23 protein-coding genes and 1 pseudogene are annotated in these 25210 nt (G+C 68.6%); 9 read left to right on the top strand and 15 right to left on the bottom strand.

What is annotated here, in order from left to right; all coding sequences use genetic code 11:
• Positions 1 to 329: 329 nt before the first annotated feature.
• Entirely contained in the window at positions 330 to 761 is a 432-nt protein-coding gene (locus IU459_RS12880; RefSeq protein WP_195129749.1) for a MarR family winged helix-turn-helix transcriptional regulator, read from the bottom strand.
• A 50-nt stretch (positions 762 to 811) separates the two neighbouring features.
• Here IU459_RS12880 and IU459_RS12875 point away from each other — a divergent pair, with 50 nt between their 5' ends.
• Positions 812 to 1888: a substrate-binding domain-containing protein gene (locus IU459_RS12875; protein WP_195129748.1), complete on the top strand. Its 1077-nt coding sequence runs from the start codon at positions 812 to 814 to the stop codon at positions 1886 to 1888.
• A gap of 140 nt (positions 1889 to 2028) precedes the next feature.
• Here the strand turns inward: IU459_RS12875 and purQ are convergent, their stop codons facing one another.
• Complete coding sequence (gene purQ / locus IU459_RS12870) at positions 2029 to 2709, bottom strand: phosphoribosylformylglycinamidine synthase subunit PurQ (protein WP_195129747.1); 681 nt, start codon at positions 2707 to 2709, stop codon at positions 2029 to 2031.
• Complete coding sequence (gene purS / locus IU459_RS12865; protein WP_195129746.1) at positions 2706 to 2942, bottom strand: phosphoribosylformylglycinamidine synthase subunit PurS; 237 nt, start codon at positions 2940 to 2942, stop codon at positions 2706 to 2708. The genes purQ and purS overlap by 4 nt, the downstream gene beginning before the upstream one ends.
• A gap of 130 nt (positions 2943 to 3072) precedes the next feature.
• Here purS and IU459_RS12860 point away from each other — a divergent pair, with 130 nt between their 5' ends.
• A complete protein-coding gene (locus IU459_RS12860; RefSeq protein ID WP_195129745.1) occupies positions 3073 to 3717 on the top strand; it encodes an MBL fold metallo-hydrolase in 645 nt (214 codons plus the stop codon).
• Positions 3718 to 3719: 2 nt separating this feature from the next.
• Here IU459_RS12860 and IU459_RS12855 read toward each other — a convergent pair whose 3' ends face one another.
• On the bottom strand, positions 3720 to 5075 hold the full coding sequence (locus IU459_RS12855) for a dipeptidase (protein ID WP_195129744.1): 1356 nt from the start codon (positions 5073 to 5075) through the stop codon (positions 3720 to 3722).
• Between the two features lie 245 nt (positions 5076 to 5320).
• On the opposite strand from IU459_RS12855, the gene IU459_RS12850 reads away from it, so the two are divergent.
• Positions 5321 to 6712: a glutamate decarboxylase gene (locus tag IU459_RS12850; protein ID WP_195129743.1), complete on the top strand. Its 1392-nt coding sequence runs from the start codon at positions 5321 to 5323 to the stop codon at positions 6710 to 6712.
• A gap of 123 nt (positions 6713 to 6835) precedes the next feature.
• On the opposite strand, the gene IU459_RS12845 is transcribed toward IU459_RS12850, so the two are convergent.
• The 3 genes from IU459_RS12845 to IU459_RS12835 all read right to left on the bottom strand — a co-directional run bounded on the left by IU459_RS12845 (position 6836) and on the right by IU459_RS12835 (position 10251).
• Positions 6836 to 7537 (bottom strand): DUF2334 domain-containing protein, encoded by a 702-nt coding sequence (locus IU459_RS12845; protein WP_195129742.1) that lies wholly within the window; start codon positions 7535 to 7537, stop codon positions 6836 to 6838.
• 154 nt (positions 7538 to 7691) lie between these two features.
• On the bottom strand, positions 7692 to 9869 hold the full coding sequence (locus tag IU459_RS12840; RefSeq protein WP_195129741.1) for a S9 family peptidase: 2178 nt from the start codon (positions 9867 to 9869) through the stop codon (positions 7692 to 7694).
• 10 nt (positions 9870 to 9879) lie between these two features.
• The gene (locus IU459_RS12835) at positions 9880 to 10251 is read right to left on the bottom strand and encodes a MerR family transcriptional regulator (protein ID WP_195129740.1); all 372 of its coding nucleotides are present in this window, start codon (positions 10249 to 10251) and stop codon (positions 9880 to 9882) included.
• Between the two features lie 46 nt (positions 10252 to 10297).
• Here IU459_RS12835 and IU459_RS12830 point away from each other — a divergent pair, with 46 nt between their 5' ends.
• On the top strand, positions 10298 to 11383 hold the full coding sequence (locus IU459_RS12830; RefSeq protein ID WP_195129739.1) for an alkene reductase: 1086 nt from the start codon (positions 10298 to 10300) through the stop codon (positions 11381 to 11383).
• A gap of 70 nt (positions 11384 to 11453) precedes the next feature.
• Here the strand turns inward: IU459_RS12830 and IU459_RS12825 are convergent, their stop codons facing one another.
• From IU459_RS12825 to IU459_RS12805, 5 genes and pseudogenes are all read right to left on the bottom strand, one after another.
• The gene (locus tag IU459_RS12825) at positions 11454 to 11876 is read right to left on the bottom strand and encodes an HIT family protein (RefSeq protein ID WP_195129738.1); all 423 of its coding nucleotides are present in this window, start codon (positions 11874 to 11876) and stop codon (positions 11454 to 11456) included.
• Between the two features lie 151 nt (positions 11877 to 12027).
• Positions 12028 to 12564 (bottom strand): hypothetical protein, encoded by a 537-nt coding sequence (locus IU459_RS12820; RefSeq protein WP_195129737.1) that lies wholly within the window; start codon positions 12562 to 12564, stop codon positions 12028 to 12030.
• A gap of 64 nt (positions 12565 to 12628) precedes the next feature.
• Positions 12629 to 14050, bottom strand: a complete 1422-nt coding sequence (purB, locus tag IU459_RS12815) for an adenylosuccinate lyase (RefSeq protein WP_195129736.1) — start codon at positions 14048 to 14050, stop codon at positions 12629 to 12631.
• A gap of 299 nt (positions 14051 to 14349) precedes the next feature.
• Positions 14350 to 14946, bottom strand: a pseudogene (locus IU459_RS12810) (TetR/AcrR family transcriptional regulator); the annotation flags it as partial.
• A 127-nt stretch (positions 14947 to 15073) separates the two neighbouring features.
• A complete protein-coding gene (locus tag IU459_RS12805; RefSeq protein ID WP_195129735.1) occupies positions 15074 to 16243 on the bottom strand; it encodes a pyridoxal phosphate-dependent aminotransferase in 1170 nt (389 codons plus the stop codon).
• A gap of 51 nt (positions 16244 to 16294) precedes the next feature.
• Between IU459_RS12805 and IU459_RS12800 the strand changes: the two genes are divergently transcribed.
• A complete protein-coding gene (locus IU459_RS12800; RefSeq protein ID WP_195129734.1) occupies positions 16295 to 17272 on the top strand; it encodes a M23 family metallopeptidase in 978 nt (325 codons plus the stop codon).
• A 27-nt stretch (positions 17273 to 17299) separates the two neighbouring features.
• Here IU459_RS12800 and purD read toward each other — a convergent pair whose 3' ends face one another.
• Positions 17300 to 18571, bottom strand: coding sequence for a phosphoribosylamine--glycine ligase (gene purD, locus IU459_RS12795; RefSeq protein WP_195129733.1), 1272 nt, complete (start codon positions 18569 to 18571; stop codon positions 17300 to 17302).
• A gap of 341 nt (positions 18572 to 18912) precedes the next feature.
• Here purD and IU459_RS12790 point away from each other — a divergent pair, with 341 nt between their 5' ends.
• Positions 18913 to 19290: a PH domain-containing protein gene (locus tag IU459_RS12790; protein WP_195129919.1), complete on the top strand. Its 378-nt coding sequence runs from the start codon at positions 18913 to 18915 to the stop codon at positions 19288 to 19290.
• 48 nt (positions 19291 to 19338) lie between these two features.
• The gene (locus IU459_RS12785; protein WP_195129732.1) at positions 19339 to 19764 is read left to right on the top strand and encodes an HIT family protein; all 426 of its coding nucleotides are present in this window, start codon (positions 19339 to 19341) and stop codon (positions 19762 to 19764) included.
• A gap of 127 nt (positions 19765 to 19891) precedes the next feature.
• Here IU459_RS12785 and IU459_RS12780 read toward each other — a convergent pair whose 3' ends face one another.
• The gene (locus tag IU459_RS12780; protein WP_228837846.1) at positions 19892 to 20401 is read right to left on the bottom strand and encodes a MarR family winged helix-turn-helix transcriptional regulator; all 510 of its coding nucleotides are present in this window, start codon (positions 20399 to 20401) and stop codon (positions 19892 to 19894) included.
• Positions 20402 to 20515: 114 nt separating this feature from the next.
• On the opposite strand from IU459_RS12780, the gene IU459_RS12775 reads away from it, so the two are divergent.
• Positions 20516 to 21643, top strand: a complete 1128-nt coding sequence (locus IU459_RS12775; protein WP_195129731.1) for an NADH:flavin oxidoreductase — start codon at positions 20516 to 20518, stop codon at positions 21641 to 21643.
• A 30-nt stretch (positions 21644 to 21673) separates the two neighbouring features.
• Here IU459_RS12775 and IU459_RS12770 read toward each other — a convergent pair whose 3' ends face one another.
• Positions 21674 to 23392 carry a glycoside hydrolase domain-containing protein gene (locus tag IU459_RS12770; protein ID WP_195129730.1) on the bottom strand — a complete coding sequence of 573 codons (1719 nt, stop codon included), beginning with the start codon at positions 23390 to 23392 and terminating at the stop codon, positions 21674 to 21676.
• A gap of 471 nt (positions 23393 to 23863) precedes the next feature.
• Here IU459_RS12770 and IU459_RS12765 point away from each other — a divergent pair, with 471 nt between their 5' ends.
• Entirely contained in the window at positions 23864 to 25000 is a 1137-nt protein-coding gene (locus tag IU459_RS12765) for a helix-turn-helix domain-containing protein (protein ID WP_195129729.1), read from the top strand.
• Positions 25001 to 25210: the final 210 nt, after the last annotated feature.

Below are 25210 nucleotides of genomic sequence, written 5' to 3'. Positions count from 1 at the left end.
GGGTTCAGACGGACTCCGTCCGACAGCGCCCTATCTGCGGCGACCTCAGCCTCCGCTCGTCCGGCGCAGCTTCGGACGGACTCCGCCCGAATGCCTCCGGCGAACGAACGTGACGCCACCGACGTGCCACCGTCCAGGAGCTGCGCGCGGGCCGCCGGGAGCAAGGCGCCGTCACCGATACCACATTCCGCGAGAAACCGCGCGGCGTGAATACTCCTTCGGCCGCGTCCATTCCGATTGGAACATAACAGCCAGAATGGTTTGGCGGATGCATCGGAAATCAGATGTCCGAGAAATTCATCGGATGAATGACCGGTACTCCAGAGTATTTACTCCGAGGCGAGGGAAACCAGATCTAGCAGTCGCATGAGTTCGGTATATCGGCGCGCCCCGATTCGCCCTCGCAACGCCTGCTCGGCGCGGGCCTCTTCCGCGCGCACCTCGGCGACCAGGTCGGCCCCGAGCCTGCTCAGGCCGATCAGGACGCGGCGCCGGTCGTCCTGCGCGGCGAGCCGGAAGATCAGGCCGCGCTCGGCCAGATAGTCCGCGTGCCTGGTAGCCGAGGACGGCGCGAGCTGCGATTTGGCCGCCAGTTCGGTCATCGTGATCCCCGCGTCGCCACAGAGGTTCGACAGCATCGACCACTGATCCGGCGAGAGCTGTCTGACGCACAGCGCCGCGTCCAAGTGCCGCACCCACCCGCGCTCCGCGGCACGCAGCGCGCCATGCAGCGTGGAATTTCCGCTTACAATGGACGTCATTTATTTCCTGCCTGCCATGAATTTCGCTCGAACGAGAAGAAGAGTACCGAATGCCAGCGCTCGGCGAGAGCCCCGAGGGCACCATCGAGATCCTCAACATAGTTCCGCTCCAGGGACCGGGCGGTATCGTCGCGCCGTCCTGCGAGGCGGCGATATCGCTGGCCGTCGAGGAAATCAACCAGGGTGCCGGAATTCTGGGGCGAGAAATTCGTACTACGAATATCGATGGCGGACGACCGCCGCACGAGGTCGCCGCCGAGGTCTCGGCCCTGCTGGCCACCGGCATGGTGCACGCCATCACCGGCTGGCACACCTCCGCCGTCCGGCGCGCGGTGGCGCGAGCCGGCGCCAGCCGGGTGCCCTACCTGTACGCGACCAGCCACGAGGGACTGACCGACGAACTACCCGGCGTGCTGATGCTCGGCGAGCACCCGGCCGGGCAGACCGTGCCCGCCGTGCACTGGCTCGAACGCGAGTACGGCGTGCGGCGCTGGGCGATCATCGGCAACGACTACATCTGGCCGCGCCAGTCCGCCAAGGCGATTCGCGACAGCCTGGCCGATCCGGCCGCGATCGTGCTCGAACAGTTCGTCCCCCTTGGGCTCCCCGACTTCTCCGGCTTCCTCACCCATCCGGCGCTCGACCTGGCCGACGCGGTGGTGATCCTGATGGTCGGCGCCGACGTGTCCCGGTTCAACCAGCAGTTCGCGGCCACCGGCCGCGCCGCGGCACAGCTGCGGGTCAGCCCGGCCGCGGACGAGAACGTGCTGCTTGCGGCGGGCCCGGAGGCCAACCGGAACCTCTACGTGGCATCCAGCTTCTTCCTCGACGACAGCACGCCCGACGGACGCGACCGGCTGACCCGCTACCGCCGGAGGTACGGCGCCTTCGCCCCCGCGCTCACCAGCTTCAGCAACGCTACGTACGACGCCATCCACACCCTTGGCGCGCTCGCGCGGACGGCCGGATCGCTCGAGGTGCCCGCGGTCCTCGACGCCGTCGACCAGGGTGTGGTTCTCGAAACCCCTGGCGGGCTCCGGAGTTTCCGGGGCAACCAGGCGATCCAAAACGGTTACCTGGCCCGCGCCGACGGCGTCGGCTTCGACATAGTCGACCGCATCGCCTGATCCGTCTCGGGTTTCGCGGATCGCGACTCCGGCATTCCGGGAGGCGGCAGCTATATCGCCCAGCCCGCGGTCGCCGAAGCCGCCACAACTGCCCCGATGACTGTGGATACCGGCGGACTCGCCGGTCGTCCGCCGCGGATCTAGGCCGAGACCAGCGTGTCCAGCACCGAGAGGAACAGGCCGAGGCCGTCGTCGCTCGGGCCGGTCAGGGGCTCGGTGGCGTGTTCCGGGTGCGGCATCAGGCCGACGACACGCCCGTTGGCGGAGGCGATGCCCGCGATTGCGCGCTGCGAACCGTTCGGATTGCCGCCCGCGTAGCGGAAGACCACCCGGCCCTCACCCTCCAGCTCGTCGAGCACGGCCTCCGAGGCCTGGTACCGGCCCTCGCCCGACTTGAGCGGGACGAGGATCTGGGCGCCCGGCTCGAAACGGGACGTCCACACCGTCGACACCGACTCCACGGTCAGCCATTCGTCCCGGCAGATGAAGTGCAGGCCCTCGTTGCGGGTCAGCGCACCGGGCAGCAACCCGGCCTCGCACAGGACTTGAAAGCCGTTGCAGATACCCAGCACCGGCAACCCGCCGGTTTCAGCCGCGCGCACGACCTCGCCCATCACGGGGGCGAAGCGAGCGATGGCGCCCGCGCGCAGATAATCGCCGTAGGAGAAGCCGCCGGGCACGATGACCGCGTCGACGCTCTTCAGGTCGGCGTCCGCGTGCCACAGGCTGACCGCCTCGGCCCCGGCAAGGCGCACCGCCCGTGCGGCGTCGACGTCGTCGAGCGTGCCGGGAAACGTGATGACCCCGATCCGCGCGGTCATGAGAGGCGGACCACCTTCCACTCCTCGATCACCGTGTTGCACAGCAGCGATTCGGCGATCTTCTCCAGCGCCGCGTCGTCGACGCTGTCGTCGACGTCGAGTTCGAATCGCTTGCCCTGCCGCACATCCGAGACGCCATCGAATCCCAGACGCGGGAGCGCGCCGACGATGGCCTGCCCCTGCGGATCCAGGATCTCGGCCTTCGGCATCACCTCGACCACGACTCGTGCCACGCGTTGCTCCTCATGTGGTTGTGGGGTTACCTGAGCAGCGTAGTTGTGCTGGTCGGGCACGGCATCCGCGGGGTGGGACAAGACGCGGCGATGTCGCCGAGAACACATGCGGCGTCGATAGCATGGCGGCATGCGCATAGCCCACTTCGGTCATTCCTGCCTTCTCGTCGAGCTGCACGGCACGAAGATCTTGTTCGACCCGGGCATCTTCTCGCACGGCTTCGAGGGCCTCACCGGCTTGGACGCGATCGCGGTCACGCACCAGCATCCCGATCACATCGACCCGAACCGGATCGACGCGCTCATCGAGGCCAACCCCGGCGCACGGTTGCTCTCGGATCCGCAGACGGCCCAGCAGCGTGGGGAGCCGTGGGAGCCGGTCCGCGCGGGCAACGTGCTGACCCTCGGTGATCTCCAGATCACCGGTGGCGGCGGCAGGCACGCCGTCATCCACCCCGAGATCCCCGTGATCGACAACACCGTCTTCCAGCTGGGCACCCCGGACGACCCGGCCCAGCTCGTGCACCCCGGCGACTCGCTGTGGGTGCCACCGGTCCCCGTCGGCGTGCTGGCCGCTCCGGCCGCCGCGCCCTGGATGCGGATCAGCGAGGCGGTCGACTATCTGCGCGCGGTCGCTCCGCGTGTCGCGCTGCCCATTCACTTCGGCATCATCCAGCCCGAGGCGCAGGGCATCTACTTCGGCCGCCTGACCGAAATGGCCCCCACTGGAACCGAATTCAGGGTCCTCAGGCCGGAGGACGCGACCGACCTGTAGCGCTAACCGGCGTAGGTCGCCAGGAACAGGGCCTCGGCCAGCGCCATGTGTTCGATCTCCTTCGGGTCGACGCTCTCATTGGGCGCGTGGATGAGGCATTTCGGTTCCTCGACGCCGAGCAGCATGATCTCCGCGTCCGGGTAGGTCGCGGAGAAGACGTTGCACAGCGGGATGGATCCGCCCTGCCCCTGAGTGGTCGCGGGTCGTCCGTAGGACGCGGCCAGCGCCGCCTCCATCGCGGCACGTGCGGGCCCGCCGGTGCGGGAGCGGAACGGCGCTCCCATGCCTTCCAGCTCGATGGTTACCTTGGCGCGCCACGGCGTGTGCGCGTCGAGGTGGTCGACGAGTGCCCGATACGCCTGCGCGGGATCGGTGCCCGGCGGAATGCGCAGGTTGAGGCGGGCTCGCGCGATCGCGGGGACCGCGGCGGCGGAACCGACCACGGGTGGCGCATCGATGCCGAGCACCGTCAGCGCCGGTCGCGCCCACAGCATGTCGGCGACGGTGCCTGCACCGGTGAGTTCCACGTCACGCAGGACGCCGGCGTCGGCGTGGAACTGCTCACTCGGATACTGCACACCCGGCCAGACCTGGTCGTTGGGCAGCCCGTCGATGGTGGTGTCGCCCCGCTTGTCGCGCAGAGAAGCGAGCACCTGGATCAGCGCGGCCAGCGCGTCGGGGGCCGGGCCGCCGAACATGCCGGAATGCAGTGGACCGGCGAGGGTTTCGATGGTGACCACCACATTCACGTTGCCGCGCAACGTCTCCGTCAGCGTCGGCACCCCGGCGGCGAAGTTGCCGCAGTCGCCGATCACGATGGCGTCCGCACGCAGCAGATCCGGACCGGCCTCCACGAACCGTTCCAGTCCGCCGGTGCCCTGCTCCTCGGAGCCCTCGGCGACCAGGGTCACGCCCAGCGGCAGGTCGGGGCCGAGCGCCCGCAACGCCGTCAGATGCATGACGATGTTGCCCTTGCAGTCGGCGCTGCCGCGCCCGTACCAGCGTCCGTCCCGCTCGGTCAGTTCCCAGGGCGGAGTGCGCCACGCACCCTCGTCCATCGGAGGCTGCACGTCGTAGTGACAGTAGAGCAACACCGTCGGCGCACCGGCGGGCGCCGGTCGCGACGCGACGACCGCCGTGCTGCCGTCGGGCGTCTCGTGCAGGCCGACGGTGGTCAGGCCGGCCGCGGCGAAGGCATCGGCGACCCACTGCGCGGCACGGTCGCACTCCTCGGGCGGGAACTGCCGCGGGTCGGCCACCGACTTGAAGGAAACAAGTTGGGCTAGATCACTTTTCGCTTGCGGCATCAATTCCGCGACTTGTGCGCGCAGCCCCGCGGTCCGGGCATCCTCGGTCATCCCCCAACCCTATCCCCGACCCGCTCGGGCGGAGTCCGCACTGCCTGGCGGGTCTTCGGATCCGGCAGGTCGCTCACGACGACATGGTGAAGGTCGATCCGGGACAGGAGGCGGTGTGCCAAGCTGGGCGGGAGGGTGTCAGCAATCTTCTGGCATCCTCGAAAGCACGGCAACGCGGCCGGTCCGCAAGCGACCGGCGCCCGCACAGGCACACCGCACACGAGCCGAATCGGGAGGCCGCATTCATGTCCGAAGGAGCCGATGACCTGTTCGCCCTGCCGGGGCTCAACCGGTCCGCGCCGCGCGCCGGATTTCCGGCGCACGAGATGTTCCCCCAGGTCGCCTACGAACTCGTGCACGACGAGCTGATGCTCGACGGCGTCTCCAGGATGAACCTCGCCACCTTCTGCACCACCTGGGTGGACGACCAGGCGCGCAGGCTGATGGCCGAATGCCTGGACAAGAACATCGTCGACAAGGACGAATACCCGCAGACCGCCGAGCTGGAGCGCCGCGGCGTCCGGATGGTCGCGGACCTGTGGCATGCGCCGGACCCGGCGACCACCCACGGCACTTCCACCACGGGGTCCAGCGAGGCGGCCATGCTCGGCGGCCTCGCCGCCAAATTCCGCTGGCGCAAGCGCGGCGGCACCGGGACGCCCAACTTCGTCTGCGGGCCCGTTCAGGTCTGCTGGGAGAAGTTCGCGCGCTACTTCGACGTCGAGATCCGCCAGATTCCGCTGCGCGGCGACCGGCTCACCATGCGGCCCGACGACCTCGCCGAGCACTGCGACGAGAACACCATGATGGTGGTGCCGACCTTCGGTCAGACCTACACCGGACTGTTCGAAGACGTGGCCGGGATCAGCACCGCGCTCGACGCGCTGCAGCAGGACCAGGGCCTGGACATCCCGATCCACGTCGACGCCGCCAGCGGAGGCTTCCTCGCGCCGTTCGCCGCGCCCGATCTGGTCTGGGACTTCCGGCTGCCCAGGGTGAAATCGATCAACGCCTCCGGGCACAAGACCGGTCTCGCGCCGCTCGGCGCGGGCTGGGCGATCTGGCGCGAGGCGGACGACCTGCCGGAGGAATTGATCTTCAACGTCGACTACCTCGGCGGCAGCATGGCCACCTTCAACCTGAACTTCTCCCGGCCCGGCGGGCAGGCGATCACGCAGTACTACGACTTCATCCGCTTGGGGCGAGCCGGCTACGCCAGGGTGCAGTCCGCGATCTACCGGGCGGCGCAGCACCTGGCCGCGGGACTGCGCGAGTTCGGGGTCTTCGAGCTGATCCACGACGGCGACCCGCAGCGCGGGATCACGGCGGTGTGCTGGCGGCTGACCGGCGATCCCGGATTCAACCTCTACGACCTGTCCGACCGGCTGCGCTCCAGAGGCTGGCTGATCGCGGCGTATCCGCTGCCCGCCGACCGCGACGACGAGACCGTCATGCGCGCGGTGATCCGCCACGGTTTCACCGTCGACATGGCCGATCTACTGCTGGACGATCTCACCCGCTGCATGAAACAACTGGAGGAGCGACCGTTCGCCACTTCGCTGACCCGCACGGAGGCAGGCGGATTCACGCACGACGCGACGCCGGCCGTCCCGAAGACGAAGATCGCCCCGGCCTGACCGCGACCGCGCCGCCGCCCGCTCACGCCATTCGCGGGCGGCGGCGCCGATCGGCCGCGCGGACGCGGTGCCGACCGGCCGCGGCGCGGCGGCGGCCGGCATACCGCCACGCCGCGGCGTCATTCATGCGGCTCGGACCGCCGCGAACGGCTCCCAGCGATAGGTCTCGCCGACCGCGCCGTGGAACAGCGCGAGGTCGACGGCGTCGAGCATGGCCTGACGCGGACCGGAGCGCTCCAGCTGCACCGCGGACACGGCCAGGCGGAGCACCCCGCCGCGGCGGGCGGTGCGGGCGGCGCCCATAACCAGCGCCCGGCACCACCACGGCTCCGCGCGGAAACCCTCACCGATGCCGAACACCCGGGACTTCTGCGCCATATTGCGCTCCAGGTCGAGGATCGAGGTGAGGCCGAGCGCGAGCCGGAACCCCACCTCCGGCAGCGCTTCCAGCGCGCCCGCCGAGGCATTCCAGCGCGGAGCGGCGAACAGCCGGGTGCGCAGGTCGACCTGCTCCAGCACCCGGTCGGCGGCGGTCAACCGCAACCGCGCCTCGTGCTTGGGCAGTGCGGCGAACTCGGCGCGCCGCCGCTTGGTGGCGGCCTGGTCGTAGCCGTGCAGCACGATGGCGTCGCCACGGGCCCGGCGAACGCGCAGCCAAGCCTGGGTCGCCGGATCGTCGAGCAGCCGGTATTTGCCCTTCAGCCGGGGTGCGACCAGCAGTGAGAGCGGGACGCCGCGCCGATCCATCTCCTCGGCGAACCCCATCGCCGTGTCCCGGGTGGTGTCCCTGATCCCGGAAATCGACACGATCAGCTCAGCGTTCATGAACCTACGGTGCCAGCCGCACATGTCCTCGACATGCAGCCCGTATGACCAGGCGGCGAACAGTCCGTCACGTCTGTTCCGAGCGGACACCCCGGCCTCGGCGCGCCGCCGCTACCGTCCGGCCACCGGATGGCACCGGCCTTTTCCGACCGGCCTACGCGTCGGCGAGACCGACCGTATCGAGCACCCAGGCGTGTTCGAAGGCCACTTCCCGCCACTTCTCGTAGCGCCCGCTGACTCCGCCGTGGCCCGCGGTCATCTCCGTCTTGAGCAGCAGCGGTGCGTCGCCGGTCGCGGTGGCCCGCAGCTTGGCGATCCACTTCGCCGGTTCCACGTAGAGCACGCGGGTGTCGTTCAGGCTGGTGATGGCCAGGATCGCCGGGTAGTCCTTGGCCTCGACGTTCTCGTAGGGCGCGTAGGACTTCATGTACTCGTAGACGTCCTTGTCCGCCAGCGGGTTGCCCCACTCGTCCCACTCGATGACGGTCAGCGGGAGCGACGGGTCGAGGATGGAGGTGAGCGGATCGACGAACGGCACGTTGGCCAGGATGCCCGCGAACAGTTCCGGCGCCAGATTCGCCACCGCGCCGACCAGCAGGCCGCCCGCGCTGCCGCCGTCCGCGATCATCCGGTCCGCCGCGGTGACGCCGGTATCGATGAGGTGCCGCGCGCAGGAAACGAAGTCGGTGAAGGTGTTCTTCTTGGTCAGCGTCTTGCCGTGCTCGTACCACAGCCTGCCCATCTCGCCGCCGCCGCGCACGTGTGCGACCGCGAAGACCATGCCGCGATCCAGCAGCGAAAGACGCGCGACCGAGAACGACGGGTCGATGCTCGCCTCATAGGAGCCGTAGCCGTACAGCAGCAGCGGTTTCGGCCCGTCTGCGGGCGCGTCCTTCTTCCGGACCAGCGAGATCGGAATCCGGGTGCCGTCCTCGGCAACCGCCCAGTCGCGGTGCTGTTCATAGTCGTTCGCGTCGTAGCCGCCGAGGACCGGCTGCTCCTTACGCAGCATCAGCTCACCGGTGGCCGGGACGTAATCGAACACCTGCATGGGCGTGATGAACGAGGTCAGCCCGATGCGCAGGGTGGGTTGCGCCCACTCCGGGTTGGAGCCGACGCCGACCGAGAAGAGCTCGAGGTCGAAGTCGAGTTCCCGGTGTTCGCCGTAACCCGACTCGGTCAGCGGCCACACCGCCACCCGGGTGAGCGCCTCGCGCCGGTAGCTGAGCACCAAGTGGTCGCGGAACGCGTCGATGTCCTCGAGCCGTACGTCGTCGCGGTGACCGATCAGTTGCGTGAGGTTCGACGGATCCTCCACCGGCGCCTCGGCCAGCACGAAGTTCTCCGCCTTGACCCCGTCCACCACGTCGTTGTGCAGGATCAGGAAGCGATCCGCGCCGCCGACCACCGCGTGTTCGGCGGAGTACTCGACGCCCTCGCGGCGGGGCAGCAGGACGCGGAACTCGCCCTCCGGGTCGTCGGACTCCAGCACCCAGCCCTCGCTCGTGATCTTCGAGCTGACCCAGATCATGAGGTACTTCTCCGAGCGGCTCGCGCCGATGCTCACCCAATAGCGCTCGTCGGGCTCGTAGAAGACCTTGACGTCGGGATCGGTGCTGCCGAGCCGGTGCCGCCACACCGTGTCGGGCCGCCACGACTCGTCGACGGTTTGATAGAAGACGTGGCTGCCGTCCAGCGACCACGTCGCGCCGGGCGCGGTGCCCGCGATCTCGTCGCCGAGCAGCTCACCGGTGCGGAGGTCCTTGAACCGCAGCACGTAGCGCTCGTCGCCGACGTTGTCCACCGAGTAGGCCAGCAGCGTGCCGTCATGGCTGATCGAGAACGCGCCCAGCGCGAAGAAGTCGTGGCCCTCGGCCAGCTCGTTGCTGTCCAGCAGCACCTCTTCGCCCGCGACCTCGGTCTGCGCGTCGAGCACCGGCGGCGTCCAGGCGTCGATGCCTGCCGCGTCGGCGGCGATCGGGCAGCGGCAGTGCACGCCGTACTGCTTGCCTTCGAAGCTGCGCGAGTAGTACCAGTAGTCACCCAACCGGGTCGGCACCGACAAGTCGGTCTCCTGGGTGCGCGCCTTGATCTCGTCGAAGATCGTCTCGCGCAGCGTGTCGAGGTGGGCCGTCTGCGCCTCGGTGTAGGCGTTCTCCGCCTCCAGGTAGGCGACGACGTCGGGGTTCTCTTTGTCGCGCAGCCACTCGTACTCGTCGACGAACACGTCGCCGTGGTGCGCCCGCTCGGTGGGGATCGTCTTGGCGATCGGCGCCGCCACGACGGGAGCGCCGCTGCCGGAGTCGGAGATCGTTCCGCTGTCGAGAGCCATGGCGTCCACCCTACTGTCCGGACTCCGCGCCGCCCGCCGCTCGGATCACGCCGTCCAGCACCTCGCTGGTCCGGCGCAGGTCGCGCAGGGCCTGATCGATCCTGGCGCGTTCCTCGGTGAGCTTCTCCACCAGGAACGGCGTCGCCTGGGCGTTGGGCGTGCCGTCCACGTCGCGGATGCACGGCAGCAGCTCGCCGATGGTGTCGCTGTGCAGGCCCGCCGCGAACATCTCCTGGATGCGCCGGACCCGGTCGACCGCCGTCTCCGGATATTCCCGCTGTCCGCCGGAGGTCCGCTCCGCGGCCAGCAGGCCCCTGGTTTCGTAGTACCGCAGCGACCGGACGCTCACGCCGGTCCGCTCGGCCAGTTCACCGATGCGCACGTTCGCTCCTTGACCTGACATTGATGTCAGGTTTTACGGTACAGCCATGCTGCTTCTGACCGAATACCGCAACCACCTGATCGACCTGCCCAACCGGATCGTCATGTCGCCGATGACCCGGCTGCGCTCACTACCCGATGGCTCGCCGACCAGCGACGTCGCCGACTACTACGCCCAACGGGCCACAGCCGGGCTGATCGTCAGCGAGGGCATCTGGCCGCACTCGACCGGGCAGAGCGAAGCGTGGGTGCCCGGATTACAGACGCCAGCGCATGTCGAGGCGTGGCGGCGGGTCACCGAGGCGGTGCACGACCGCGGCGGGCGGATCTTCGCGCAGTTGATGCACGGCGGGCGAAAGGGCCACCCGCTCGCGCGGATCGACGGCTCCTGGCCCGCCGGGCCGTCGGCCGTGCTGGACGACGACCGGGTGCACCTGATCGACGGCGGCAAGGGCGACCCGATCACCCCCGCCGCACTCGATCACGCCGGTATCGCCGCGGTGGTGCGACAACACGCCGTCGCCGCGCGCAACGCCATGGACGCGGGCTTCGACGGAGTCGAGATCCACGGCGCCAACAGCTATCTCGCGCACCAATTCCTCGCCGACAACACCAATCTGCGCGACGACGAGTACGGCGGCTCGATCGACAATCGCATGCGGCTGCCACTGGCGGTGGTCGACGCGGTGGCCGAGGCCATCGGTTCCCGCCGCACCGCGATCCGGCTGTCGCCGGGCAATCCGCAGTTCGGCATGGTCGAGGCGAACCCGGCCCCGCTGTACCGCGCGCTCGTCGCCGAACTCGATCAGCGCGACCTCGTCTATCTGCACCTCACCGACAACGACCGCTACCCCGCACTGCGCGACCTGCGGCCGCGCTGGCACGGCACGCTCATCGCCAATATCGGCGAGAACGGGGAGCCGACGACCGCGGCTGGTGCGGAGCAGGTGCTGCAATCCGGACTCGCCGATCTGGTGTCGTTCGGCAGGTCGTTCATCGCCAATCCCGACCTCGTCCACCGCATCCGGTACGACGTACCGCTCGCCCCCATCCGCGAGGAGTCCCTATACGGACGAACCGCCGAGGGCTACAGCGACTACCCCGCCTGGACAGCCGCCGCCATCTCCGGCTGAGTGGCGACGAGTGGCACACCACGGAGGCCCCTTCCCGGCTGTTGCCGCAGCGGTGTGCCACTCGTGGACTTCAGTTCCCGACTGCGCCGCGAATCGAGGCCGCGAGGTAGTCGAGGTCGGCCCGCGGCGGGGTGGTCGGGCGACCGCGCAGCCCGAATCCGTCGCCCGGCGTGCGCGGGATGACGTGCAGGTGGACGTGAAAGACCTCCTGCCCTGCGGTCACCCCGTCGGCCAGGAAGAAATTGACCCCGTCACACCCCACCTCACTGGCCCGCAGCGCCGCGGCCAGCCGCTGCCCCACCTGGAACAGCTTCCCTCCGAGAACCGGGTCGAGTTCCGCCAGACTGCGCGCCGCCACCTTCGGCACCACCAGCAGATGCCCCGGCGTCATCGGCCGAATGTCCATGAACGCCAGCACATCATCGTCCTCGTAGACCTTGCTCGACGGCACCCGCCCGGCAACGATATCGGCGAAAATCGTGTACGGATTCACGATCGGCAGCCTAGGCGCTCACCGTTGCATGCGTGCTATGTAATTGCATAGCACGCATGCAACACGTGCGGTACCATCAAGTCAGCTCCTGGCACTAGCTGGGAGAAGTGGACCCGGCTCCTCTCCGGACGGTGAGCAGTCGGGTTTCGCGCTATCTGGAGCGATTCTCGACCTCGAAGATGTTTCCGATCAGCGGCGTGATCATCGGCCGCCACACTCCACCCGCGCCAAACGCCCACGCGACCGCGTCGGGCCACCACAACCCCGGCTCGCTATGTGGTGGCAGGTGCGTATAGGGCAGCTCCACCGATGCCTTACGAAGCACAGCGGCAATACAGTTGCGGTCCCGATGGTCCAGGCTTTCCCTGGTCTCGATAACGAGCCGTTCTGCCTTCAGGTCCACCAAGTAGGTGACCAATCGAGCCATGCATTCGTCGCGAGCGCGCACCTCGATACCCCGCCCTACGAAGATCGCGACGCGCACACCTTCGCATCGAGCCATAGCGGACAGAATCTGCCGACGTCGCTGATCCGGCTCCTTCGCGAAGTGCCACCGCCGCTGGCCAGGCAGACACAAGTTGCGGACCAACGCTCGCGCGTGGTCCAGCTGCTCAACAGGAACAAGTGCAGCACACAGTATGTAGCGGTCGCGGCGAATCGACTCGTCCACGAAGGCATGAATGGGCACCGAGGGACGATACCGGCCCACTATCACCCCCGCGAACGAATTCGCGGCGAAAGTCGTAGTCCCGCTAGAGGATCGGCGACGGAGTGTAGCGGGCCGCGTCCGGGTAGCGGTCGACCAGTTTCTGCACCTGACCGATGACGTCGGATACCTGCGCTTCGGCGGCGCCGATGAAGGCGGACTTGTCGGCCAGCGCTTCGGTGAGGGCGGCGCGATCGAGCGGGAGGCGCTCGTCGGCGGCGAGGCGGTCCAGGAGGTCGGGTTCACGGCCCTGCTCACGCATCGCCAGGGCTACCGCGACGGCGTGCTCCTTGATGACCTCGTGCGCGGTCTCGCGGCCGACCCCGGCGCGAACCGCGGCCATCAGGATCCGGGTGGTGGCGAGGAAGGGCAGGTAGCGGTCCAGTTCGCGGGTGACGACGGCCGGGTAGGCGCCGAATTCGGCCAAGACGGTGAGGAAGGTCTCCATCATCCCGTCGATGGCGAAGAACGCGTCCGGCAGCGCGACGCGCCGGACCACCGAGCAGAACACGTCGCCCTCGTTCCACTGGGCGCCCGCCAGCTCGGCCGCCATCGAGGCGTAACCGCGCAGCACCACCTGCAGGCCGTTGACCCGTTCGCAGGAGCGGGTGTTCATCTTGTGCGGCATCGCCGAGCTGCCCACCTGCCCGGGCTGGAAACCCTCGGTGACCAGCTCGTGCCCGGCCATCAACCGGATGGTGTGCGCGAACGAGGACGGGCCCGCGCCGACCTGCACCAGCGCGGAGAGCACGTCGTGGTCCAGCGAGCGCGGGTAGACCTGGCCGACGCTGGTGAACACGGTCGCGAAGCCGAGATGCCTGGCTACCTGCTGCTCCAGCCGGGCGAGTTTGGCCGGGTCGCCGCCGAGCAGATCGAGCATGTCCTGCGCGGTGCCCATCGGGCCCTTGATGCCGCGCAGCGGGTAGCGATCGATCAGCTCGCGCAGCCTGGTGAGCGCGATCAGCAGTTCGTCGGCGGCGGAGGCGAAGCGCTTGCCCAGCGTGGTGGCCTGCGCGGCGACATTGTGCGAGCGGCCGGCCATCACCAGCGTCTGATACTCGGCGGCGCGCTCGGCCAGCCGCGCGGCGATCGCCACACCGTGCGCGTGCACGTGCTCGAGCGACAGCCGGATCTGCAGCTGCTCGACGTTCTCGGTGAGATCCCGGCTGGTCATGCCCTTGTGCACGTGCTCATGCCCGGCCAGCGCGTTGAATTCCTCGATGCGGGCCTTCACGTCGTGCCGGGTGACCCGCTCGCGTTCGGCGATCGACGCGAGATCGACCTCGTCGAGCACTCGCTCGTAATCCGCGACGACTCCCGCGGGCACGTCGACGCCCAGCTCCGCCTGCGCGCGCAACACCTCCAGCCACAGCCGCCGCTCGAGCACGATCTTGTGCTCCGGCGACCACAGGTGCACCAGCTCGTGGCTGGCGTAGCGGGTGGCGAGGACGTTGGGGACAAGACTCACGACTGCGCCTCGCTGACGCTCGGCTCCGTCGCGCCCTGGGGCAGTGTGCTGATGGTTCGCGCGCTCACGTGGGGTCAGTCTAGTGCCCGGAAACGATCGACTTGCCCGGGCGTGGCGCCTGGTCCGGCGCGCCCGGTGCCCTCGGTGGGCAGGTAGCCCTCGAGGCCGGGCGGCCGGGGCGTGCTCGATGCGACCCGAGCGGCGCCCTCCGTGGATACCCAGGCGCCTGTTTCCGGGCCTGGCACTCGCGCTGTGCCCGCTGCGGCGGCTGCCGCCTCCGCCCCGGACGCTCGCGCCGGGGGCGCGACGATGTCGATCACTTCCAGCAGCGCACCGCGAGCCATCCGCCGCGGTTCGGGGTCCATCTCGGTGAGCGCCGCGACCACCGCTCCGTCCACCACCGCGACCAGCCTGCGCAGCTGCTCCGGCCGCACCATCCGATCGGATCGGCGCAGCACGTCGGCCAGCAGCTCGTCCAGCTGGGCGCGCAGCCGTAACTGGACCTCCCGTAACTCGGGGTGCCGCGCCGAGGCGACCGAACGCTCGTAGCGTGCGATCAGCTGCCCGCGCGCGACCTCATCCGCGCTGTCGGCCCCGACCAGCAGGTCGAGCACCAGGTCGACGGTGGCCTCCGCGCCGCGGCGACGGTGGCTCACCTCTCCGATCCGCCTGCGCATCGCGTCCAGCTCGGCGTTGCCGCTGAACTCGACCGCCCGCGCGATCAGATCGTCCAGGGATTCGAAATAGTAGGTGGTCGACGCCAGCGGCAGATCAGCGCGGGTTGCGACCGAACGATGCCGCACTGCTTCGAATCCACCTTCGAGCAGCAACTCGGCGGCGGCGGCCACCAGAGCCTGGCGACGCCGTTCGCCTTTCGGGGTCGTCGCGGTGATCACCGTGCCATCGTGCCAGTCGTCATCAGTTCTTCCAGGGGAAATCAGCGAGGAAAAGCAGCCATCGTTGTTTTACCGCATCCGCGCGGCCACGGTGCCGAACTGCGAAAAGTTGTTGCCCGACAAGTCTTCAGACAGCGAGATAGTGCCCTAGACGCAGCAGCGCCGCCTCGATGTCCGCCGTGGCTCCTGCGAAAGAGAAACGCACCGTATGGTGCCCGTTCACGGTGTCGAAGTCGACTCCCGGTGCGAGCGCGACTCCGGTGTGGTTCAGCACGTCGGCACACCATGCCCGGGAGTCGTCGGTGAGGTGGCCGATGTCGGCATAGGCGTAGAAGGCGCCGTCGGCGGGAGCGAGGTCGGTGATGCCCAGCTTCGGCAGGCCGTCCAGCAGCAGCCGCCGGTTCACCGCGTACCGCCGGACGTGCCCGTCGAGTTCCTCCTTGGCTTCGGCGCCGAAGGCGTGCATGGCCGCGTACTGCGAGATTGCGGGCGGGCAGACGGTCAGGTTCGAAGCCAGCCGTTGCAGCGCGGGCCGCAGTCCGCTCGGCACCAGCATCCAGCCGAGCCGCCAGCCCGTCATGGAGAAATACTTGGAGACCGAGCCGATCACCACCGATTCCCGCGAGGTCTCCCAGGCCGACGAGGTCGCGCTGTCGGCGCTGGAGTTGTCGTAGGTGATGCCGTGGTAGATCTCGTCGGAGATCAGCAGCGTGCCGTGCTCCTCACACCAGCGGGCGAGCGCGGCGAGTTCTGCGGGGGCGATCATGGTCCCGGTGGGGTTGGCGGGGCTGGCCACGATCAGACCCGCGGGCGGTTCCGGCAGAGCGTCGAGCATCGCGACGGTGGGCTGGAATCGGGTCTGGGCTCCACAGTCCAGCTCCAGCACGCGGCAACCGAGCGCGGTGAGCGTGTTGCGATAGGCCGGATAGCCCGGGCGCGCCACCACGACGGTGTCGCCGGGATCGAAGGCGGCGAGGAAGATCAGCGAGAACGCGCCGGACGAGCCGGTCGTCACCACCACGTCGTCCGGGTCTACCTGGTAGCCGTAGGTCTCGCGATGGTGTTCGGCGATCGCTTCGCGCAGCGCCAGGATGCCGAAAGTCTCGGTGTAACCGAGTAATTCGGACTCGATCGCCAGTCTCGTCGCGCGCAGCACCGGTGCGGGCGCGGGCGTCGACGGCTGCCCCGCGGCGAGCACGAGCACGTCGCCGTGTGTTCTGGCGCGTTCCGCGGCGGCTTTCCATACATCCATCACGTAGAAAGGTGGAATGGTCGACCGGCGAGATTCTCTGGACACTCGACAGACGGTAGAGCACCAGCGGGCGCTGTCGCGGTTATGGTCTGCGTAATGCTCGAGAAAGCTCGACTAGGCCGGCTCGACCGAGTACGCGGAGTGGGTGGCATCGGGGTCATTCCGCGTGATTGGCGTGCGCGCCCGCCGAAACGTACCGACAGGCGGGTGTTCGGAAGACAGTATCGGCGCGTCCTATGGGCGCGCCGATCCGCGCTGCGGACCCGGTGGAAACGCAGACCGGATCTCCGTGCCCTGTGGCGGCGCAGGCCCAGCGGCGAGGATGTGCTCGCGCTGGCACGCAAGCACAGGGTGCTACTGGCCGGGCTCGGCGCGGCCGCGGTGTTCGCCGCGAGCGACACGTCGTTCGCCGGCACGGTCACGGAACGCACCCCGGCGCCGGATCGCGCCCAGCGCGTCGCCATCGCCTATCCGCCGCAGGTGCAGAGCACGCCCCCGTCGGTGCGCCGGTTGCTGAACGCGATCGCCAACGGTGAGCGGCTGCGCGAGCAGGCCGTGGTCGCCGCGGCCGCACGCGCCACCCTGGACCGCGCCAAGGCCGAGGCCGCCGCCGCGACCGCCGGTGAGCATCAGCCGTGGATGACCGGAAGCGCCCCGGTGCAGCCCGGCGCGGCGCTGCCGGGCACCGGCGGCTTCGTCCTGCCCACACGCGGCATGTTCACCTCCGGATTCGGCTCCCGCTGGGGCACCTTCCACAATGGGATCGACATCGCGGCGCCGATCGGCACGCCGATCTACGCGGTCGCCGACGGCACGGTGATCGACGCGGGCCCGGCCCAGGGCTTCGGGCTGTGGGTGCGGATCCGCCACGACGACGGCAGCATCACCGTCTACGGGCACATGTACGACTTCTTCGTCTCGGTCGGCGAACGGGTGCCCGCGGGGATGCAGATCGCCCGGATGGGCAACCGCGGCGACTCGACCGGTCCACACCTGCATTTCGAGGTACTCGTCGGCGGACGCCACGTAGACCCGGTGCAGTGGCTCGCCCTTCGCGGCTTGACCTTCAGCTGAGCCGGCGAGTCGGGGCAGCGGCAGGTGTCAGACCGCGATGCGGTCTTCGACGGCGGCCAGGCCGATATCCGTGCGGTAGTGGCTGCCGGGCAGCTTGATGGCGGCGACGCGGTCGTAGGCCCGTGCGCGAGCCTCGACCAGGTCGGCGCCGACGCCGACCACGTTCAGCACCCGGCCGCCCGCGGAGACCAGCGCGCCGTCTTCGCGCAACGCGGTTCCCGCGTGCAGGACCGTGGCGGTGTCGTCGAGCGTGCCCTCGCCCGCGCCGGAGATGGCGTCGCCGATACGCGGGCGGCCCGGGTAGTTCTCCGCGGCGACCACCACGGTGATCGCGGAGCCGTCCCGCCAGCGCGGCGGCGCGACCTGCGCGAGCGTGCCGGTGGCGGTGGCGTTGAGCAGCTCGCCAAGCGGGCTGTCCAGCAGCGCGAGCACCGCTTGGGTCTCGGGATCACCGAAGCGGCAATTGAATTCGACCACCGCGGGACCGTCCTTGCCGATCGCCAGGCCCGCGTAGAGCAGGCCGGAGAATCCGCTACCGCGCCGCACCAGTTCGGCGGCAACGGGTTTCACCACGTCCTCCACGATCGCGGTGACGGTCTCGCCGGGCAGCCATGGCAGCGGCGTGTAGGCGCCCATGCCGCCGGTGTTCGGGCCGGTATCGCCGTCGCCGACGCGCTTGTGGTCCTGCGCGGGCAGCAGCGGCACCACGGTCTCGCCGTCGACCAGGCAGAACAGCGAAACTTCCGGCCCGTCCAGGAACGATTCCAGCAGCACCGGATGGCCCTGCTCGAGCAGTTCCGCGCCGTGCTCGCGCGCGGCGGAGCGGTCGGCGGTCACCACGACGCCCTTGCCCGCGGCCAGGCCGTCGTCCTTGACCACCCAGGTGGGTCCGAAACGGTCGAGCGCGTCGTCGAGTTCGGCCGGGCTGTCCACGACCTCGCTGTGCGCGGTGCGCACGCCGGCCGCGGCCATCACGTCCTTGGCGAACGCCTTGGACCCTTCGATCCTGGCGGCGGCGGCCGACGGGCCGAAGCAGGCGATGCCCGCGGCGCGCACCGCGTCGGCGACGCCGAGCACGAGCGGAACCTCGGGCCCGATCACCACGAGGTCGGCGCGCAGCTCGGCGGCCAGCGCGACCACGTCTTCGGCGGAGGACGGGTCCACCGGGCGGATCTGCGCGTGCTGGGCGATCCCCGCGTTGCCGGGGGCGGCGAACAGCGCGGTCACCGCGGGGTCCCGGCGCAGGGCCAGGACGAGGGCATGTTCACGGGCTCCGGAACCGATGACGAGTACACGCACGGCAACAGACTAATGGGCGCAGCCCGGCGCACTCCGTCCGCGGCCCCGCGCCGGGCCGGGCGACGGCTGAGCAGCCGCGGAACAGACCCAGCCGGACCCAGTCCATCCGCCGCCCGCGCGCCGGGCCGAGCGAAAACCGAGGTAGCCGCAGAACAGACGTAGCCGGACGCAGTCCGCCCGCCGCATGCGCCGGGCCGGGCGAAGGCGAGCAGCCGCCTGACGGGACTGTTGCCGACTTCGTCGCTGCCGGTCCGTGCACGGTGGATGATGAATGGGGACAACGGATGTGGGCGAAGACGCCCGCGCCGACCACACCGGAGCACCTGAAGGATGTGCTGACGATGGGTCTGATCGACGGACTGATGGGAAATGCCGGCCGGATCGATCCGGGCCAGGCGCAACAGGAGTATGCCAAGCTCCTCGGCAATGGTGAACAGGTCTACGCCGCGTATCTGCTGGTCCGCGACGCCATGCTGTTCACGAACCGCCGCCTGATCCTGATCGACAAGCAGGGCGTCACCGGCCGCAAAGTGAGCTATCACAGCGTCCCCTACCGCGCGATCACCCATTTCTCGGTGGAGACGGCGGGCACCTTCGATCTGGATGCCGAACTGGCCATCTGGATCGCGGGAACCCCCGAACCGCTACAGAAGCGGTTCAACCGCCAGGTGGACATCTACGAGGTGCAGGGCATCCTGTCGCACTTCGTCGCGGTGTAGCGCGCGGGTGCCGCCCCGCGGCACGCGGACGGGTCTAGTCTGCGGAGCATGGCTTCTGTCTTCAGTGCGATCATCGCCGGTCAGCTTCCGGGCCGATTCGTCTGGGAGGACGACGAGTTTGTCGGCTTCCTCACCATCGCCCCGATCAACCCGGGCCACACCCTGGTCGTGCCGCGTAAGGAAATCGACCAGTGGCAGGACGTCGACAGCAACACCTTCGCCCGGCTCACCGGCGTCGCGCAGAAGATCGGCCAGGCCGTGCGCGCGGCATGGGACGCGCCGCGGGCCGGTCTGCTGATCGCCGGCCTGGAAGTGCCGCACTTGCACGTCCACGTCTTCCCGGCCTTCACCCTGGGTGACTTCGACATCTCCGGCGCGGACCCGAATCCGAGCCCCGAATCCCTGGACGAGGCGCAGGCCAAGATCAAGCAGGCGTTGCGCGACCTCGGCTATGGCGCCAACGTCCCCGATTGAGCTCCACGGCCTCTCCGGGTCTTCAGGCCGTACTGGCCAGCGGTCACGTGGAGGCCGTAGACGGGGTTCGCCTACCAGTTCGATTCCACAACCGGAGACCAGCTCGCCGCGCGTTCTGGGCGGGCGGTCAGATGGACGTCATGGGTGTGAACGGCCCGGTAGCGCCCGGCGTGCCGGGCCGATGACCGTCGGGGGTCAGCCGGTCATGCGGCGAGCCAGGGACGAAAACCCGTTCCAGCAGGGCGTATAGGCAGTCCCGGTCCTGGTCGCTGAGCCTGTTCAGGCCATCTTGCGTGGCGCGCATCTTCGCGCGGATCGCGTCGGTGACACGCTCGCCCTCGGCCGTGAGGACGAGATTCTTGACGCGCCGGTCGGAGGCGCTGGCCTCGCGGCGCACGAGGCCGCGCTTCTCCAGCCGGTCGATGATCCCGGTCACGTTGGAGGCGTCGCAGGTCAAGGTCTCCGCCAGGGCGCGCATCGCGGCGGGCCCCCGGCGCAGGACGGTCAGCGCCTTGCCCTGGCTCGCTGTGAGGTTCTCACTCGCCGCCGCGACTGTGAAGTCGCCGTAGTAGGCGCCGAGCGACACCGAGAGCAGCTCCATGAGCTGGGCCGTGTCGACGCGGGGAGCTTCTGTCATGAGAGCCACCCTATTCACTGAAACTTGACTATCTCAAATACCTACCTCTACCGTATCGCGTTGTTTGAAGTTCTCAAGCATCTATGTTGTCAAGTAGCTGCGAGGAGTGTCCTTGTGACCGTCACCGCGTCCCCCGCCTCCCGCGCGGCCGAGATCCTGTCCCGGCCCGTCGCGCTGAACGGCCTGACCGTCCCGAACCGCATCGTGATGGCGCCGATGACGCGCATGTTCTCCCCCGGCGGTGTTCCCGGTGACGATGTGCGGTCGTACTACGCCCGCCGCGCCGCTGCCGGCGTGGGCCTGATCGTCACCGAGGGGACCTACATCGGCCACGAGTCGGCCGGGCAGAGTGATCGTGTGCCGCGGTTCCACGGCGAGGAGCAGTTGGCGGGGTGGGCGAAGGTCGCCGAGGCCGTACACGCGTCGGGCGGCAAGATCGTGCCGCAGCTGTGGCACATCGGCATGGTGCGCAACCAGGGCGACGCGCCCTACGCCGACGCCCCCGCCGTCGGCCCCTCCGGTATCCGCGTCGACGGCACCGAGGGCACCGGCAAGGCGATGATCCAGCGTGACCTGGACGACGTCATCGGCGCCTTCGCCGAGGCCGCCGCGGCCGCCGAGCGCATCGGCTTCGACGGCGTCGAACTGCACGGTGCCCACGGCTATCTCCTCGACCAGTTCCTGTGGGCGCGGACGAACCGCCGTACCGATGCCTACGGCGGCGACCCGGTGGCCCGTACGAAGTTCGCGGCCGAGATCGTGGCCGCGGTTCGCGCGGCCGTCTCGCCCGGCTTCCCGGTGATCTTCCGCTACTCGCAGTGGAAGCAGGAGGCCTACGACGCGCGGCTCGCCGAGACTCCACAGGAGCTGGAGGCGATCCTGGCCCCGCTCGCCGCGGCCGGCGTCGACGCCTTCCACGCCTCCACCCGCCGCTACTGGCTCCCGGAGTTCGATGACTCGGAGCTGAACCTGGCCGGCTGGACCAAGAAACTCACCGGCAGGCCCACCATCACCGTCGGTTCCGTCGGCCTCGACGGCGACTTCATCCGTGCGTTCGCGGGCGAGGGCGCCGAGCTCGGCAGCCTCGACAACCTCTTCGATCGCATGGAGCGCGACGAGTTCGACCTGGTCGCCGTCGGCCGCGCCCTGCTCCAGGACCCGGAGTGGGCGTCCAAGGTGCTAGGGGGGCGGATCCACGAGCTGAAGCCGTACGACGCGGCGGCACTGAAGACGCTGAGCTAGGGCCACCACCAGCATCAGTCGTCACCTCGGTCAGCTCGCCACGTCGTGTAGCGGAGTATCGACTCCGCCGACCGCTACCGTGGCCAAGGTCTGGCTCGGGGTCCAGTAGATCCGGCCGCGCTCGAAGTCCTGGTACGTACCGGTGTCCCAGGGGATTTCGTCGGTTTTCGGCCAGCCCAGCGGCCCCTTCTCGGAACCGGAGCGGTTCCAGCGGTCACGGATCGCGCCGTGCACCCAGAAGGCGAGTTCGCTGGATTGCTGCCGGTAGAGCGCGCCGCCCTGGAAACCTTGCACCTCGCCCAAGGGCCGGCCATCCGGTCCGTTCAAGACTGTGCGGTCGGTGACCGGATAGCCGAGCGGGCCGGCCTCCCAGCGCAATTCCTCGAACTTCCGCCACAGCGTTTCGGGGATGGGGTGTGCGCCGGTGTCGGGGTGCCAATAGATGTAGCCGTGCTCGAACTGGGCGAAGCGGCCCACACCGTCGGGCGTCGCGATTTCGCCCGCGGTGATCCGTCTGCCCAGCCACGGATTCGCGGCGGCGCTGTCGTTGATCGCGTTCGGCTCCGACCCGCCGCCGGGTTCGCCGGTGGCGAAGCCGCGCACATCGTCTGCGAAGACGTCCCACGGGAAGTTCCACCCGACATCCGTGTGCGTACCGATGCCGAGCTCTTCGGTCACGTATTTGTGGTCGGAGATCCCCTCGCGCCGTTCATACGGCGGCGCGATGACATGCGTGTCGAAACCATATTTCCTGGCGTCCTGCACCGCCAGCCACGCCGCGATCCGGATGTCGTCGCGGATGCGTAGCCATTCGTCCCGGCTCCAGGCGGCGCGGCTGCCCGCGAAGCACAGGTTGATCGTGTACGGATTCGCGTCCAGCACAGACCAGCTCGCCAAGTCGGTGTCGACGACGTCGACGACGATGCGATCGCGGACGGTGTAGTGGTAGCTCACGCCATTGTTCGGGTTGTTCAGGTAGTTGGCCAGGCTCTCCGCGGTTCCGTTGCCCTCCTGGGTATGCAGCAGGAAGTTGGTGATCCGCGCACCGTGCCGGCTGGACGCGGAGTTGCCCATGCGGTCTATTTCGGTGTACTCCGGCTTGTTCATGTTTCCCCCTTCATCAGGATCCGCCGATTTCGACCACTGCCCGTAGTCGTCGGCGAGCACTTTGTTGACATCCACCACAACGCCCCCGACCCGGTCGCTGTCGATGCGGATCTGGTGGATGTGCGCGGCCGGATGATCCCCGTTGATCGAAGGATCACCGGACCAGTTGTGTTGCCAGAACCAGGTGGCGACACCGTCCTCGAGCGCCCAGTCGATGCACCGCGCGTTGCCGTACATGCCGGTCCACTCCAGCCCGACCACCGATGCCCAGCCCCGCAAGAACGGCGCGATCAGTGAATTCCACTCGTTGAGAGAGGGGTTCGCGTCAACCGGGGCATACAGCGGCCGAAGGCCCGGTCCGCCCGCCGCGAGATGGTAGTTCAGCGCGATTCGCGCATGGTGCACGCCCGCGTCGAAGCCCCCTTTCCAATCCGACGTTTCCCCTTTGCCGTACTGGTAATTGGTCACTATCTCGAGGCCGATGGCACGTAATCGGTCGCAGTATTCCCGCCGCAGCGGCTTCGCTCCGAAATTCGTACCGGGCCGGGAATCGCTGAAGTAGCCGATGACACCGGCATATCCCGCATCCTTGATCGCTTGCGGTTCGATCAACGCGGCCGAGAAATCGATCAGTTCAGTCATCGCGCACCCCCCGTACGAGTCCGCGCGCTGGTTTGCAGTAACGCGTTATGTTCGTACATCTCAACAACTTTCGACAGATGAAGAACCCGACATAATCAGATTCGGCGCGATGTTAACAGGAGATGCACTCCTGCACGGGTTGTTCCCCATCTGGTGTTTGCCCGTAACCTCCCCGAACCCGCAGCGAGACCTGGTCGCCTGCACACTTTCCCATTACCGAGAACATGCCCACGGTTGGCAGGTAAGGCTGCCCACCGTTCGCCGTATTTCAGACTGGTCGCCCGCTCCGTTGAGGTGCCCCCACCCGGTCTCGAATGATCATGCTACAGACCTTTATCCGTAGCGATCAGCGGCCGAAGCGGCAGGCGGGTGCCTCCTGCGGCAGGGCACCCGTAACAGTGCTGGTGATATGGGGGTGGCATTCGACCGTTCGGCGGGAGTTTGCGGCCGGAGAGGTGGCAGGCTGGTGGTATGTCGGGGGCCACAGGCGATCTGATCAGGCAGTTGCGCACCGCCAAAGGCTGGAGTCAGGGCAGGTTAGCGGCTGAGCTGTCCAAGGTGTCGGGTTACCACATGACGCGGGAATACATCTCGCGGCACTGGGAGTCGGGTAGAACCGAGCCGTCGCCGTTCTGGCTGCGCCATATGGCGACAGTGCTGGACTGCCCCCTGAGTTTGTTGGAGGCCGACGTGAATCGACGCGAATTCCTATCGCATCTCGCTGCTACCTCGATCGCGCCGGTGGTGGCTTCGGATCTTCTGTCGCAGGGGTTTTCAGCACGGCTGCATTCGACCGGGCCGGTAGTCGATGAATGGGAGGACAAGCTCCTTCAGTACGGCACCGACTACATGAGCCAAGGCGCGGCGCAGATACAGCAGCGGCTTGCCGCCGATCTGGTCGTGCTGCAACAGCAACTCGACTCCCCACGCATGTGGGCGGTCGCCGCCCGGCTGATGACCCTGTTCGCGAAGACATATCCCGGCTCCGACGGCAACAAGGCGATCTCCTGGTATCGCATGGCCGCCGAAGCGGCGGACCGCTCCGATGACATCGACATCCGGACTTGGGTGCGCGGCCGGGCCGCCATCGCCCTCGGTTACGAAGGCGCCGGGTTGCCGGTCGCGCACGAATTCGCCGACCAAGCTCTAGCAATCTCCGAGCGTCCCAGTCTCGGGCACCTCAATGCGGTATGGGGGAAGGCGCATGCCGCAGCCCTCCAAGGCGACACCCACACCGCCCGTCGGTTGATCGCCGACGGACGCCGCGCGTTCGACCGTTCCGGCTCCGAGGAGCAGACCTCCGACTACGCGGTGCCGTGGTGGCGCGTGAACGTCTTCCTGTCCCTGCTCGCCGCCCGGCTCGGCGACGAACGGCTGGCGGTCCAGGCACAGGAGGCGGCGCGGGCCGAACTGCCCGACTCGCTGCCCCGGTTCGCGACCCACTTGGACATGCACCGAGGCTTACTGCTGGTTCGGGCCGGGGACCGAGTCCAGGGAGCGAAACTGGCGCGGGCGGCACTCGACGCGCTACCCCCGGAAAAGCACTCGCTCACACTGCGCATGTTGATGGCGGAGATAGAGCCCCCGCTGCACGGCCTCAACCACTGAGCTCAGCCGCGCAGCGGCTGGATGGAGCCCCCTGTCAGGATTGAACTGACGACCGCTCGCTTACAACAACGGGCACGGCCTCTACCACTGAGCTCAGCCGCGCAGCGGCTGGATGGAGCCCCCTGTCAGGATTGAACTGACGACCGCTCGCTTACAACAACGGGCACGGCCTCTACCACTGAGCTCAGCCGCGCAGCGGCTGGATGGAGC

The sequence above is a fragment of the Nocardia amamiensis genome (assembly GCF_015477605.1).
Classification (GTDB): Bacteria; Actinomycetota; Actinomycetes; order Mycobacteriales; family Mycobacteriaceae; genus Nocardia; species Nocardia amamiensis_A.
Note: the sequence above shows the minus strand (reverse complement) of the source record. Positions and strands in the feature narration are given on the sequence as shown.

Coding starts and splice junctions, on each gene's coding strand:
- IU459_RS12840 (WP_195129741.1), bottom strand. CDS start 9,869: ATGGCTCTCGACAGCGGAACGATCTCCGACTCCGGCAGCGGCGCTCCC.
- IU459_RS12830 (WP_195129739.1), top strand. CDS start 10,298: ATGCTGCTTCTGACCGAATACCGCAACCACCTGATCGACCTGCCCAAC.
- IU459_RS12880 (WP_195129749.1), bottom strand. CDS start 761: ATGACGTCCATTGTAAGCGGAAATTCCACGCTGCATGGCGCGCTGCGT.
- IU459_RS12800 (WP_195129734.1), top strand. CDS start 16,295: ATGCTCGAGAAAGCTCGACTAGGCCGGCTCGACCGAGTACGCGGAGTG.
- IU459_RS12770 (WP_195129730.1), bottom strand. CDS start 23,392: ATGACTGAACTGATCGATTTCTCGGCCGCGTTGATCGAACCGCAAGCG.
- IU459_RS12785 (WP_195129732.1), top strand. CDS start 19,339: ATGGCTTCTGTCTTCAGTGCGATCATCGCCGGTCAGCTTCCGGGCCGA.
- IU459_RS12765 (WP_195129729.1), top strand. CDS start 23,864: ATGTCGGGGGCCACAGGCGATCTGATCAGGCAGTTGCGCACCGCCAAA.
- IU459_RS12845 (WP_195129742.1), bottom strand. CDS start 7,537: ATGAACGCTGAGCTGATCGTGTCGATTTCCGGGATCAGGGACACCACC.
- IU459_RS12875 (WP_195129748.1), top strand. CDS start 812: ATGCCAGCGCTCGGCGAGAGCCCCGAGGGCACCATCGAGATCCTCAAC.
- IU459_RS12780 (WP_228837846.1), bottom strand. CDS start 20,401: ATGACAGAAGCTCCCCGCGTCGACACGGCCCAGCTCATGGAGCTGCTC.
- IU459_RS12855 (WP_195129744.1), bottom strand. CDS start 5,075: ATGACCGAGGATGCCCGGACCGCGGGGCTGCGCGCACAAGTCGCGGAA.
- IU459_RS12790 (WP_195129919.1), top strand. CDS start 18,913: ATGGGTCTGATCGACGGACTGATGGGAAATGCCGGCCGGATCGATCCG.
- IU459_RS12860 (WP_195129745.1), top strand. CDS start 3,073: ATGCGCATAGCCCACTTCGGTCATTCCTGCCTTCTCGTCGAGCTGCAC.
- purQ (WP_195129747.1), bottom strand. CDS start 2,709: ATGACCGCGCGGATCGGGGTCATCACGTTTCCCGGCACGCTCGACGAC.
- IU459_RS12850 (WP_195129743.1), top strand. CDS start 5,321: ATGTCCGAAGGAGCCGATGACCTGTTCGCCCTGCCGGGGCTCAACCGG.